The sequence below is a fragment of the Adlercreutzia sp. CNCM I-6207 genome (assembly GCF_977072305.1).
This window is the reverse complement of the sequence record NZ_CDRVLZ010000005.1, coordinates 1-12,836: the sequence shown is the minus strand read 5'-3', so window position 1 is coordinate 12,836 and position 12,836 is coordinate 1. Positions and strand designations below refer to the sequence as shown.

Annotated in this window: 13 protein-coding genes; 3 read left to right on the top strand and 10 right to left on the bottom strand. The window is 63.6% G+C overall.

Annotation, left to right across the window (positions count from 1 at the left end; genetic code table 11):
• From ACW4QM_RS03720 to ACW4QM_RS03710, 3 genes are all read right to left on the bottom strand, one after another.
• Entirely contained in the window at positions 1-630 is a 630-nt protein-coding gene (locus ACW4QM_RS03720) for an MptD family putative ECF transporter S component (protein WP_303149948.1), read from the bottom strand.
• A 78-nt stretch (positions 631-708) separates the two neighbouring features.
• Complete coding sequence (locus ACW4QM_RS03715; RefSeq protein ID WP_223899872.1) at positions 709-2,226, bottom strand: ABC transporter ATP-binding protein; 1,518 nt, start codon at positions 2,224-2,226, stop codon at positions 709-711.
• A complete protein-coding gene (locus ACW4QM_RS03710; RefSeq protein ID WP_223899871.1) occupies positions 2,223-3,056 on the bottom strand; it encodes an energy-coupling factor transporter transmembrane component T in 834 nt (277 codons plus the stop codon). Before ACW4QM_RS03710 ends, ACW4QM_RS03715 begins: the two co-directional genes overlap by 4 nt.
• Positions 3,057-3,236: 180 nt before the next feature.
• Between ACW4QM_RS03710 and ACW4QM_RS03705 the strand changes: the two genes are divergently transcribed.
• Complete coding sequence (locus ACW4QM_RS03705; RefSeq protein ID WP_223899870.1) at positions 3,237-4,211, top strand: helix-turn-helix transcriptional regulator; 975 nt, start codon at positions 3,237-3,239, stop codon at positions 4,209-4,211.
• A gap of 459 nt (positions 4,212-4,670) precedes the next feature.
• Here ACW4QM_RS03705 and ACW4QM_RS03700 read toward each other — a convergent pair whose 3' ends face one another.
• Positions 4,671-5,480: an alpha/beta fold hydrolase gene (locus ACW4QM_RS03700; RefSeq protein ID WP_223899869.1), complete on the bottom strand. Its 810-nt coding sequence runs from the start codon at positions 5,478-5,480 to the stop codon at positions 4,671-4,673.
• Positions 5,481-5,727: 247 nt separating this feature from the next.
• A complete protein-coding gene (gene ngr / locus ACW4QM_RS03695) occupies positions 5,728-6,336 on the bottom strand; it encodes a nigerythrin (protein ID WP_173114423.1) in 609 nt (202 codons plus the stop codon).
• A gap of 165 nt (positions 6,337-6,501) precedes the next feature.
• On the opposite strand from ngr, the gene ACW4QM_RS03690 reads away from it, so the two are divergent.
• The gene (locus ACW4QM_RS03690; protein ID WP_302233424.1) at positions 6,502-7,941 is read left to right on the top strand and encodes an aminopeptidase; all 1,440 of its coding nucleotides are present in this window, start codon (positions 6,502-6,504) and stop codon (positions 7,939-7,941) included.
• A 257-nt stretch (positions 7,942-8,198) separates the two neighbouring features.
• Here the strand turns inward: ACW4QM_RS03690 and arcC are convergent, their stop codons facing one another.
• From arcC to ACW4QM_RS03670, 4 genes are all read right to left on the bottom strand, one after another.
• Positions 8,199-9,155, bottom strand: a complete 957-nt coding sequence (arcC, locus tag ACW4QM_RS03685) for a carbamate kinase (protein WP_173114429.1) — start codon at positions 9,153-9,155, stop codon at positions 8,199-8,201.
• Between the two features lie 264 nt (positions 9,156-9,419).
• The gene (locus tag ACW4QM_RS03680) at positions 9,420-9,812 is read right to left on the bottom strand and encodes an arginine deiminase family protein (protein ID WP_173114433.1); all 393 of its coding nucleotides are present in this window, start codon (positions 9,810-9,812) and stop codon (positions 9,420-9,422) included.
• A 2-nt stretch (positions 9,813-9,814) separates the two neighbouring features.
• Entirely contained in the window at positions 9,815-10,051 is a 237-nt protein-coding gene (locus tag ACW4QM_RS03675; protein ID WP_173114437.1) for an arginine deiminase family protein, read from the bottom strand.
• On the bottom strand, positions 10,011-10,433 hold the full coding sequence (locus ACW4QM_RS03670) for an arginine deiminase family protein (RefSeq protein WP_256156218.1): 423 nt from the start codon (positions 10,431-10,433) through the stop codon (positions 10,011-10,013). Before ACW4QM_RS03670 ends, ACW4QM_RS03675 begins: the two co-directional genes overlap by 41 nt.
• 161 nt (positions 10,434-10,594) lie before the next feature.
• On the opposite strand from ACW4QM_RS03670, the gene ACW4QM_RS03665 reads away from it, so the two are divergent.
• Positions 10,595-10,876: a hypothetical protein gene (locus tag ACW4QM_RS03665; protein ID WP_117284257.1), complete on the top strand. Its 282-nt coding sequence runs from the start codon at positions 10,595-10,597 to the stop codon at positions 10,874-10,876.
• A gap of 180 nt (positions 10,877-11,056) precedes the next feature.
• On the opposite strand, the gene ACW4QM_RS03660 is transcribed toward ACW4QM_RS03665, so the two are convergent.
• Positions 11,057-12,727: a C45 family autoproteolytic acyltransferase/hydolase gene (locus ACW4QM_RS03660; protein ID WP_117284256.1), complete on the bottom strand. Its 1,671-nt coding sequence runs from the start codon at positions 12,725-12,727 to the stop codon at positions 11,057-11,059.
• Positions 12,728-12,836 lie beyond the last annotated feature (109 nt).

Sequence of the window (12,836 nt, the reverse complement as noted above, 5' to 3'; positions counted from 1 at the left end):
TTAGGCCGCGATCTTCGCGAAGTGCTTCTGGAAGATGCGCAGTCCCAGCCAGCTGCCGAGCGCGGCGCACAGCGCCGTCACGCAGCCGCAGATCGGGAAGGCAGGGCTGTACACCCAGTTCACGAGCCCCTGGCCGTACTCGGCCGTCATGCCCATGTCCACCACCATCTGCACATAGGACTCGCCGGCGAACAGGATGAGCGAGATCTGCCCGAACCACCAGCACAGCACGAGCACCGCCCAGCCCACGACCACCGTCCACTTCGCGCGGCGGCCGGCCATCATGACAAGCTCGCAGAGGGCCGCGCCGGCAAGGATGCCCACCGGGCCCGTCCAGGCCATGCCCATGACGAAGCCGAGCAGGGCCATGATGGCGCCGGCGATGAAGGCCGCCCCGCGCTTGGGCACCCGCGCCATGAGGTAGGTCCACACGATGCCGGCCGGGATGGAGCCGATGGCGTGGGTCCACCAGGCCATGTCGGTGCTGAAGCTGCACACCATGGACACCGCCATCATGACGAAGAAGGTGACCACGCCGAACACGGCCAGAAGCACGATGTCCTTCGCCGTGAGGCGCCCCGAGGCTGCCAGGGGTGCTGCGCTCGTCGTCTTTGCCGTTGTCGTTGCCATAGATTCAATCCTTTCCTTTGGGGATGGGTTACCGTGAGGTTCAGAGAGCCGAAGGGCTCGGAATTTGAGGGGGGGGGTTCAGAGGCCGAAGCGGGCGCGCACGCGGGCGAGGCCGGCGTCGTCGAGGGGGTAGCGGGCCTGAATGCGGCCGCCTTCCACCTCGGCCGCCTCGTCGCAGACCGCGCAGAGGAACTCGTAGTCGTGGGTGACGAGGACCACGGCGACGCCGTCGGCGGCGGCCCGGCGCAAAACCGCGGCGACGCGCTCCATGTTGGCGCGGTCCAGGCCGCTCGTGGGCTCGTCGAGCACGAGCACCCGGGCACCCTGGGCGAGGCCGGCGGCCACGGCCAGGCGCTGGCGCTCGCCGCCGGAAAGGGCCAAGGGATGGCGCTCGGCGCAGGCGGCGAGGCCGAAAGCGGCCAGCATCGCGTCGGCGGCCTCGTCGCTTTCCCGATGCAGCTCGGCGCGGGCGCTGTCGGCGAACAGCTGGTAGCCCGGCTCCTGCATGACCAGATGCACGAGGCCCGGGCGCCGTCGGGCGGCCACGGGCGCCCCGTCCACGGCCACGGTGCCCGCGCGCTCGCGGGTAAGCCCCGCCAGGCAGCGCAAGAGCGTGGTCTTGCCGGCGCCGTTGCGGCCGACGATGCCGAGCACGCGCCCGGGCTCCAGGGAGAGGTCGAGGCCGTCCAGTACCGGCGGCCGGCGGCGGAAGGCCACGGTCAGGCCGGCGGCCTGCAGCCGGGGCGCTTCGGGCGCGGGGGCATCGGCTGAGACCGCGCCGGCCGGGACCGCCGCAGCGGGGCGGCCCTCCCCTTCCATCTCCGCCACCGTCCAGGCCCGCACGCCGGCCGCGGCGCGACGGGCGGCCGGCAGCGCCGCGAAGTCGGCGGCCGTCCAGTCGCCGGCAACGGCGCCATCTTCCATGAGCACCACCCGATCGGCCACGTCCGCCAGCCACCACAGGCGGTGCTCGGACACGACGACGGTCTTGCCCGCCGCTTTCAGCGCCGCCACCACCTCGGCGAGGCGCTTCATGGAGGGCACGTCCAGGGAGGCCGTCGGCTCGTCCAGCACGAACACCGCCGGCTCCATGGCGAAGGCCGAGGCGATGGCCACCGCCTGCTTCTGGCCGCCGGAAAGCTCCTCGATGCCGCGATCGAGCAAATCGGCGATCCCCAAGGCCCGGGCCGCCTTGGACACCCGCGCCACAATCTCGCCGCGGGGAAGGCCCAGGTTCTCGCAGCCGAAGGCGATCTCGGAGGCCACGTCCAGGTTCACGAACTGGCTGCGGGGGTTCTGGAACACCGAACCCACGCGCACGCCCAGCTCGTCGGGAGTCCAGGCGGCCACCTCCGTTCCCTCCACCATCACGCGGCCCTTCACCTCGCCGGCATAGACATGGGGCACCAGGCCGTTGATGAGGCGCGTGAGCGTGGTCTTACCGCAACCGGAGGCGCCGGTGACCACCACGCACTGGCCCCGCGGAATCTCGAGGAAGACCCCGCGCAGCACCGGCCGCTCCGCGCCGGGGTAGGTGTAGGACACATTCTCGAGGACGATGGCGGCCGTTGCGGCCGATGGGGTCGCGGCGCTCACGGGAGCACCTTCCCCGCCACCGCCGCCGCGACCAGCGCCACGGCCGCGACCAGCACCACGACGTCCAGCGCCCCGATGCGCAGCTCGTGGTAGGAGCCGCGTCGGCGCGTCGTTTCCACGCCGCGGGCCATGACGGCGTCCCCCAGCTCGTCGGCCACGATGGACACGCGGTGCAGGTAGGGCACCATGAAGTTCTCCAGCAGCCCGGCCGGATGGCGCAGGATGGCCGCCGGCGTCAGGCGAAGGCCCCGGGTGAGCATGGCCTCGCGCACGGCCCTCGCCTCCCGGGCGATGGTCGGGAAGAAGCGCATGCCCACGCACACCGCCACGGTCATGCGCCCCGAGAGCCCGAAAGACTGCAGAGCGCAGGCCAGCTCGCCCAAATAGGTCGTGGAGATGAGCGCGGCCGCGAACATGGCCGTGGGGAACAGCCGCGCGAGCATGACCAGACACGAGCCCATGGGCATGAAGAAGGGACCGCCCAGGATGCAGGCCAGCGCAATGAGCGATAAGGCGGCGTAGGCGCCAAGCCACGCGCAGGCCAAACGTCCGCGGCGGCACCACAGCATGAGCGCCGCATCGCCGGCCACGGCCGCCAGCTCGATGGCCTTCGCGCCGGATGCGAACACGGCCACGTTGAGCAGCACGAGCACCGCCAGCGCCACCCGCGGGTCCACGCGGCGACGGTCGTGCTCGGCCGCCGCCATCATCAGGCCGCCCGACGCCCCGCGAGTCGAGGCGCCCTCGCGCGCCCGAGATACCGACGCCGGCCGCGGCGCCTTCCTGGGCTCGGGCATGGCGCCCTCGATTCCGTCCATCGTGCCTTCCACCTGTGCGCACCTTTCCGCTTAAGGCGGCGCTCCCGTCCCTTTTCCGTCGCGTCGCCGTTCTCTTCTTGAAAGTTTCAGTCGGTTAATTTACCTTGCGTTAAGGCCTTTGTGTTAAGTAAGGCTAACTTATGGACGAATCGGAAAGAACTCTGGACGGATCGGAAAACGACGGGCACGATTATGGGCGCGAGCGCGTTGGCGAACATAGACAAGGGACTGCACCACCTGTTCCTCTCCCAAATTGAGACGCTGGGGATGGAGCCGGTGGCCCGGCGCAGCGGCATCGTGTCGCAGCTCGCGCCGGAGCGCGGCCGCGGCAGCGCCTGGATGGCGGGCATCGGCCCCGATTGCCTGATGACCGTGCTCGACCTCGAGGTGGAAGGCGCCGTGGACCTCACGAGCTGCGGACCCGGCTACTTCTGCCTGGGCATCATGTCGCCGAGCTGCCTGGAAACCATGCCGCGGCCCGTCAGCGCCCCCGGCCCTGCAGGTCTTGTCATGTACTGCCAGGATGCCGGCTCCTACGCCTACCGGCTGAAGCCGCGCACCCCCTATGTGTCCCGCTCGCTGTGCTTCACGCCGCGCTTCTGGGAACAGCTCGCTTTCGACCGCCGCTCCGACGGCGATGCCCTGCTGGAGCGCTTTGCCACGGCGCCCCAGGTCCTGAACGCGCCCCACGTGGGCGCCATGCTGCAGCGCCTCGACGCCCGAACGGCCGACGCCGCGGCGACCGAGCTGCACCTGACGGCGCTTGCCGCCGAGGCCGTCGCCTGCCTCATGGATACCGCCGAGGCCGAAGGACAGGCCGAAGCCGCTCGGGGCAGCAGCGAAGCGGCCCGTCTGGCCCGCGACGCCCGCGCGCTGCTGGAGCGCCACTTGGATGCGCCGCTCACACTGGAGTCCATCGCCCGCGAACTGTGCGTGAGCCGCTCGCGTCTGGCGGCCACCTACAAGGCCGAGCGCGGGCGCGGCGTGGCCGAGGAGCTGCGGGACCTGCGGATGGAGCGCGCCCGCGAGCTTCTGGCCGGCACGGACCTCCCTTTGTCCGAGGTGGGCCGCGCCGTGGGCTATCCGCGCCCGACTACCTTCGCCACCGCCTTCTCCCGCGAGGTCGGCTGCTCCCCCGCCGCCTGGCGCAAACAGCACCGCCTCTGAGACCGCGCTGCTGCGGGATCCCGTCGTCGGGCCTCTATAAAAGGGAAGGAGCCCCGAGAGGCTCCTTCTTGTCGCATCTGTCGCTGCCAGACCTGCTTGGCCCGCGCTCGGCTGTACTTCGCCGAACCGTGGGCGCCATGCCCACAGGCGAACCCGTTGTAGCGCGGCTTGCTCGCCAGCGTCGCTTCCTCAGCCGACTGCCGCCACACGACATCGCTTTTCGGCTTTACCGCCTGCACAGGATGCGCCTTCTTGCGCTTCTTCGACATTCCTCTCACCTCCTTCACGCTATGGCTTTCTCAGCGGAAGCATTCTAGCAGAACTAAACCAGCCAGAGCCGTCTCTCACACGATCGTTTGGAAGCTGGCAAGGCGAGCGCCGAACATCTGCGCCCGATCATTTGCAAGCTGCGAGGCGGCCGCGAGTGCCTGAAGCCGCCGCAATCCGCTGGGTGCAATCTCAGTTGCCGCCGAGCGCCTCTTCGATGATGGCGTTCACGGCAGCTGGATTATCGGCGTTGGAGTTATGGGCGGCGCCTTCTACCCAGCGAACGGGCAAGCCCGTACGCTCCGACCACAGCTCGTTGTACTTGCGGACGAACCCCGTGCGGTCGAGCTCGCCGACGATCAGCGTGAGCGGGGCGGTCGGCGCGGCGTACTCATCGCTTCTCACCACCTCGGCCAGCATGGCGAACCCATGGGCGGAAAGCCGGCAGTACTCCCCCTTCTCGTAGCCGGCCAGGATCGAGCCCATGATGGCGCGGCCCTCGGGAGTTGCGGCATTGCCTTCGGTGCTCGTCTTCTTAAGCGTGGCCCACGGGTACAGGTAGAACATGCGCGTCACGAAAGGCAGACAGGCCAACTCCCATCGCTTGTAGTAGTCGCGACCGAGCGGCGCGGAGTCCACCGACACGATGCCGCGGGCGCGCCCTGGGAACAGCACGTCGAACACCTGAGCCACGTACCCTCCCATCGACTGACCTACGAGCACAGGCGCACTGACGCCTTCTGCCTTCATGATCTCCCCCAACCAACGGGCCAAGTCGGGCAGCGAGAAATCCAGCGGGAACGGGCGCGACTCACCATGGGCCGGCGCGTCCCACACCAGGCAGTTGGCACGGCCCTCGAAGTGCTCGATCTGCGGCGCGAACAGGCGACGATCCGCCGTAAGCCCCGGCAGGAACACCACCCACGGCCGCGTCGCATCGGGCACATCGCTTACCCAGTAGACGATCTTTCCCCGCCCCGTATCGAAACTCGCCTTCCGCATGTTCTCGCTCTCCTTTCGCCGCCGAACGACACCCAGTATCGCACATTGCCGGCAGAAGAAGCGTGAGGGCCGCCCCTGCGAAAATGCTCGGCCACAAAGGCCACCTTCCCCTTCGCAGCACAGACGCAACCGATCAAACCGTGTCCGTCGCTCGCGTCCGGCAACAGCGAGAAGCACCCATGCGCACGAAAAAAGCGACCGCCCCGAAGGACGGTCGCATGAGGTGCGCGCTATGCGTGCGGACGACTTAGAACTTGCGGAACTTGTCGGCCGGGGTGAAGCAGATGGGGCACTTCTCGAAATCGTCGCCCTTGTGGATGTAGCCGCAGATGGGGCACAGGTAGTAGGCCTCGTCGGTGGGAGCGTCGATGTTGTTGTAGGCGTCCATGTACAGCTCGGCGTGCACGGCCTCGGCGAGCTTGGCGCGGGTGAACACGAACTCGGCCTTCTTGTTGCCCTCCTCCTGAGCGACCTTGATGAAGCTCGGGTACATGTCGGAGGTCTCGTAGATCTCGCCCAGGGCGCCGGCGATGAGGTTCAGGTCGGTAGCGATGCCCTCGGCCTCGGGAGCGGCGGGGCGCTCGTAGCCCGGCTCGATCTCGGCGATCACGCCGGCCTCAAGGCCGATGTGGATCTGCTCGGCGGCGCTGGTGGCCTCGAACAGGCGGGCGATCTGGTCGAAACCCTGCTCCTTGGCGGCAGCGGCGCAGGCGGCGTACTTGGCGGACGCGCCGGTCTCGCCGCACACGGCAGCCTTCAGGTTCTCGAGGGTGGTGCCCACCTCGGTGATGGACTCGGGGACGACGTTGAAGTTGCTGGAGTTCTCGGCGGTAGGAATAACGTCACGCAGATTCATGGAATCTTCCTTTCTTAAGTATCGGCGACATCGTCTCAATGTCTGGGCCATTATAGTACGGCGCTCCCGCCCCGCGCATCGAGAAAACAGGATGTAACAATTTCCGAACTTTTCCCCACAGATTGGTTCATACTGTGTTCGATCGCACAAGAGAAAGGATGTTACGTGGAACGCGAAGTGGCTTGGAAGAAGTACGACGAGGCGTCGCTGGACGAGCTTGAGGCGCTGGCCGTCGACTACATCGATTTCATCTCCGAGAACAAGACCGAGCGCGAGTGCGCGGCGGCCGCCATCGCCGCTGCTGAGGACGCCGGCTACGATTCGCTGGCTGATTGCATCGCCGCCGGCACACCGGTGGGCCCGGGCAGCAAGCTGTGGGCCTGCGCCCAGGGCAAGGCCGTCATTCTCGTACATGTGGGGGCCGCACCGATCTCGGAGGGCATGAACATCCTGGGGGCGCACATCGACTCGCCGCGCCTCGACATCAAGCAGAATCCGCTGTACGAGACGAACGACTTCGCGCTGCTGGACACGCACTACTACGGCGGCATCAAAAACTACCAGTGGACGGCGTTGCCGCTGGCGCTTCACGGCGTCGTGGCCAAAACCGACGGCGCGGTGGTGGAGGTGAACATCGGCGACGACCCGGCTGACCCGGTGTTCTGCGTGACCGACCTGCTCCCCCACTTGGGTTCCCAGCAGATGGATAAGAAGGGCTCGAAGGTCGTGGAAGGCGAGGACTTGGACGTGCTCGTGGGCAACCGGCCGCTCGCCGCGACCGGCGCCGACGAGGCGGACGACGGCGCCGGGAAAGCCGAAGGCGACAAGGCCTCCAAAGATCCCGTGAAAGCCTACGTGCTGGCGCTTCTGTCCGACAAGTACGGCATCGCCGAGGAGGACTTCCTCTCAGCCGAGCTGGAGGTAGTGCCCGCCGGCCGCGCCCGCGACCTCGGCTTCGATCGTTCCATGGTCATCGGCTACGGCCAGGACGACCGCGTGTGCGCCTACACCTCCCTTGCGGCCCAGCTGGCCTTGGGCGACGACATCCCCGCCCGCACCGCTGTCTGCGTGCTGGTGGACAAGGAGGAGATCGGCAGCGTGGGCGCCTCCGGCATGGCCTCGATGTTCTTTGAAAACACCATCGCCGAAATCATGGCGCTCGCCGGCGAGAGCAGCCCGCTGCGCCTGCGCCGCGCCCTCACCCGCTCGCGCATGCTGTCCTCGGACGTGTCCGCCGGATTCGACCCCGCCTACGCGAGCGTCTTCGAAGCTAAGAACTCCGCCTATCTGGGCCGCGGTCTCGTGTTCAACAAGTACACCGGCTCCCGCGGCAAGAGCGGCTCCAACGACGCCTCGGCCGAGTACGTCGCGCTCGTGCGCCGCATCATGGACGACGCGGGCGTGAGCTTCCAGACCGCCGAGCTGGGCCGCGTGGACGCCGGCGGCGGCGGAACCATCGCTTACATCCCCGCGAAGTACGGCATGGACGTCATCGACTCCGGCGTGCCCGTGCTTTCGATGCACTCCCCCTGGGAAGTCACCAGCAAAGCCGACATCTACGAAGCCCGCCGCGGCTACGAAGCCTTCCTGCGCGCGGAGGGCTAGCGGGGAAGCCGGATCCCCCGCGACAATCGGCGGCCATTTGCAGAGCGGTTTTTTCGAGTTGTTAGAGTTCGGGACGAGCGCTCGAAAGAATCGGCTGCAGAGGATCGTACAGCGACCTGGGATTTCGCCGTCGCTTTCCCTGGATCAAGCGGCAAGGGGTCCTTTCCTGCCTCCCATAACTCTAACAAGTCGAAATTCTTGCATAAAAAGGGGCGGCTCCTTATCCCGGAGCCGCCCCTTGGCTTGTAGATCGTTGCCTAGTTGGCGGTGATGACCGTGCCCGTCTCGCCGCGCAGGCCGGCGGCCGCGCACTCGAGCGAGGTGATGAGGGCGCGGCCCTCGGGGTAGGCCTCGACGTACTCGATGCAGGCCTCCACCTTCGGGAGCATGGAGCCGGGGGCGAACTGGCCCTCGGCGATGTACTCCTCGGCCTGGGCCACGTCCATCTCGTCGATGGTCTGCTGCTCGGGCGTGTTGAAGTTGACGCACACCTTCTCCACGGCGGTGAGGATCACGAGCATGTCGGCGCCGAGCTCGGCGGCCATGAGCGCGCTGGAGCGGTCCTTGTCGATGACCGCGGGGGTGCCCACGTAGCCGTCCCCGGTCTCGAAGACCGGCACCCCGCCGCCGCCGGTGGACACGACGATGTAGCCGTCCTCCACCAGATCGCGCACGGCGTCGAACTCCACGATGCGCTTGGGGATCGGGGAGGCGACCACCTGGCGCCAGCCGCGGCCGGCGTCCTCCTTCACGGTGATGCCCATCTCCGCCGCCTTGGCCTTGGCGGTCTCCTCGTCCATGAACGCGCCCACGGGCTTGGTGGGGTTCTGGAACGCCGGGTCGTCCTCGTCGACGACGGTCTCGGTGACGATGCAGGCCGTCGAGCGCATGATGCCGCGGCGCTTCAGCTCGTTCAGGATGGCCTGGGACAGCTGGTAGCCGATGTAGCCCTGGGACATGGCGCCGGCCTCGGGGAAGGGCATGTCCGGGGTCTTGTCGTCGTTGGCCGCCGCGTAGGCGAAGGCGTTGTTGATCATGCCGACCTGGGGGCCGTTGCCGTGGGAGACGACGACGTTGGTGCCCTCCTCGATCATGTCCACGATGTGCTTGGCGGTGTTCCGCACGAGCGTAAGCTGCTCCTGCGGGGTGTTGCCCAGGGCGTTGCCGCCCAGGGCGATGACGACGGTCTTGCCGTTGCCCTTTTCGTATGGCATAGAATTCTCCTTACCTGTTGGCCTCATCATGAGAAGTACGCAGGATGGCTCGGCACAAAAGCCATTCTGCGTACTTACTTTATTGAGCGCCACGTAGGCGCAAAAGATAAGATTGGGTTTATTTTTACCGCAACTACCCCTAATCCGCCCTAAACCAGCGGCCCTGGAAGTCATTCTCCAATCGCGGGTTAACCTCACTTGGAGGGAGGCGGTTTCAGTCGCCCTTCTAGTCAAAGCAACCACGCCGGCATCGGCTCAGTAAGATTAGAGGGCCTCTCGGATGATGGGCATCGACATACAGCGGGCGCCTCCACGGCCGCGCGACAGCTCCGCTCCCTCGAAGGTGCGCACTTCGATACCTGCCTTATCGAGCAAATCGAGGGTTATTTTGTTGCGATCGTAGCAGACCACCAATCCTGGAGCCAACGTGAGCACGTTCCCGCCGAGATTCCACATCTCCCAAAAGCCCTGGATCTCATCTCCGTTGCCTACGGGAATAAGCCGTACCGAGGACTCACCAAGCGCATCGGCGAGCACCTTGCTCCAGTCGGAGCCGACGGGCTGCGTCCTGACGCAATCGGAAGCGGGGGTCAGCTTGTACACGTTCACATTGCCGCTCAGGAAGGGGTTGAACAGGAACGCGTCCCGATCGACCATGGTCAACATTCCATCGAGTAGAAATCCTGCGTGGGGTTGTCGCGATACTCGTCTGCGGCGCGATGGATGTATTTCATGAGCAAGGGCTCGCGCTGGCGGTAGGGCTTGCCCATGTGGGACAAAATGACGTCATCGGCGATGTTGATGCTGCTATCGCGCGTGAAATAGCTGTTGGGCAGCGGGTTGACGAGAAAAAGATCATCGAGGTACGTAACAGCCCCCCAGCGAATCCCCTCCATCGAATTCGCTCTTGAGAACACCGGTGTAAACACGCTCCACGAACTCATCGAGAGGAAGCCCATTGTAGTATTCCGCCAACCGATCGCGCAGCCCGATAGAGGGAATCGCAGAACGATCGAGGAACTCCTCGACAAATGCCGATCTCTCGCTCTCGTTTTTCATAGCCTGAGCGAACATATCCTCTTGGTAGAGGATTTCGACGCCATTTTCTCTGAGAATACCCGCGAACGTATCGTGCTCGGCCTGCGCTTTCTCCAGAAGAGGCGTGTCCTCGAAGAGCATCTCCTGCAGATGAAAGGGATGCACTCGCTTAAGCTCATTGCCCGGACGATGAAGCATGACTTTCTTCAAAGGACCGATTTCCGAATTAACCTGGACCATGGTGTCCCCTATCTCAAAAAAACAATTCTCAAGGACGGCAAAATTCACTCTAGACCTTGGGACAGTACCAAGGTCTAGAGTGAATTTCAGCAGATTCTCCTTTTGCAGGACGGCAAGGAGATCGGCCTCTATCTACCGGCAAATAGCTGAGAGAAAAAGATATGTCCGAGAACGCGAGGCAAGACCGCAAGGCCCGTAAAATGAAAATGCCCACCTCATTCGCTATTTTGGGCATCCTGCTTCTTGTCATGGCCATCCTCACGATAGTCGTGGCCGCAGCAGGAGGTGAGGGCGTGCGCGAGGCCCTACCCCTTCCAGAAATCGCGGGTGAGATCTTGGCGGGTGGAGTGGTGGGCGTTTCTCGTGCCGCGATATTCGGCCCGTTAAACGTCCGACACGTCAATATTCCGCGCGCGATCAGTATCCAAGCATTCATTCACTGAAATCTACCACTTAACTCGGCCCTGATCTGCTATCGGAATTTGCGGACGCTCCATAGGAAACGTAGCAAGCGGAGATGATCAGAGGAGAACCTCAGAATCATCTCCGCTTTTTGAAAGACTCTTGTGACTGCAAACTTTAGGAATTATATGAAGTACTGAGGGATCAAGTGCTGCATAGCTTTAGTCAACAATCACGTTTTCGGTAGTATAAGATGCCTGCGCATACCGCTGGGCATTGGTGAACTGCGAAGTTGCAAGGCCATACAAGATCGCAGCCTGCTCCTTATCGCCCTTTGCCCCAGCGCAATCGGCCATGGTCGTATAATTGCATCCCGTGTGCACTGCCTCGGCGGCCTTGTTGTAGCACTCCAACGCGTCGGCATCTTCGGTATCGCTCTTGTACAATTCGGCGCCAGCGTTTCTCACTGCAATACGGGCATCGGTTTCCGCGCTCTTATTGGTGGCCTGCATGCCCTCTCCAAGAGTGAGCTTGTAGTAGTTGGCCGTACCGAACGGGACATCGGAGCGGAATTTCTCATCATGGCCCCTCAAGACGAACATCTCAAGATCGGTCGCGTCGAAAATCGTCCTGAAGATGGTCTTGAACTCCAGATCATCTCCTTCTGGGGAATGGAACTGATAGAAGCCGCCGAAATCCCAATTCTCCTCGCTCCATTTGCCCTCGTCATAGTAGCGAATGCTTCCGAGTGCATCCGCGATGGTGCGCGGGGTAACAGAGCCCTTGTTGTCCAGCAGGATCCTCTCTACCGTGCTAGCCCTGGGCACGCTGTCCGGATACGCCTCGTACGAATCGTTCATCCACGACTCGTCCAGGAAATGATTTGCCGTAATAAGGTAATCCTCCTCGCCATGATCGCCGGCCTTACGGACTACATAGGCAGTGTCTTTTTGCTCTACAACATAAGCATTCCCGTTATTATCAGAAATGTTAATGTTGCCGGTATGGATCCACTCAGTTTCCGTAAGCATTTTGACCGCTTCATCTGCTGTAGCGCACTTTGTAGCTGTATACCAGTAAGCGAACAGGGTATCGAGGAACGTGCCTTCCCTATCAATCACCTCGGCACCCTCGCTCGGTGCCGCGTGGGGCCCTCCGGCATAGGTAATAATGAGGCCTTCAGAGTTCATGAATGCATTGCCCTGCATTCCGCCAGATGCCATAACCGCATAGCCATCATCCGGATAAGAAATCATATCCGAGAACATTGCAGCAGGCGTTGCGCTGATTGCATCAAGATTGGCGCCTCCAAGATGACGGCCGTCCAGGGTCATGTTTCCCCAAGCCGATACGGTCATGCACGTTTTTGAGCGCTCCGGATCATAATGCATCATCAAATCGTAGTTAAGGACAGAGGAACCCATAATTGCAACAATCGCATCTTCCTTTGAGATTCCTGCCCCATCAGCCACCCCTGACAAGAAGTCAAACACAGATGGCTCATCCGCTTCGTAGTGCTTCAGGATCTTACCCATGGCTTCGTTATATGCGGCATCGTCTGCCTCCGTATAAATCATGGCCATTACAGATGCCCAGTTATTCTCTAACTGCACTTTCTGCTGTAATCCGTACTGCCTTCCCATATCAAACCAGGAGCCGTTTACATAGACAACTTCCTGCGTGTTCCCTGCGTTGACGGTTGCATCGAACACCCCATCGAACTCTTCGGCGCCAGAAGCTACCGCTACATCCGTCGATGCATTGTCCGGCGTTCCGCTAGGCGCATTGTCCGATGCTCCGCCCGTCGTGCTCTCTGCGGAACAGCCCGCAAATGCCAGCAGACTTAAACATAAGCTGGCGCAAAACAATACACGAGCTACTTTTCTTCTCATAATCTAGCCCCCCGCTGTTAAACCACCATTGACATATAGCCGTACCTCTCCCCGATGCTGACGCGGTTGGCCAGGCTCAGGAAGGGATGCGACTCCAGGTGCGTCAGCT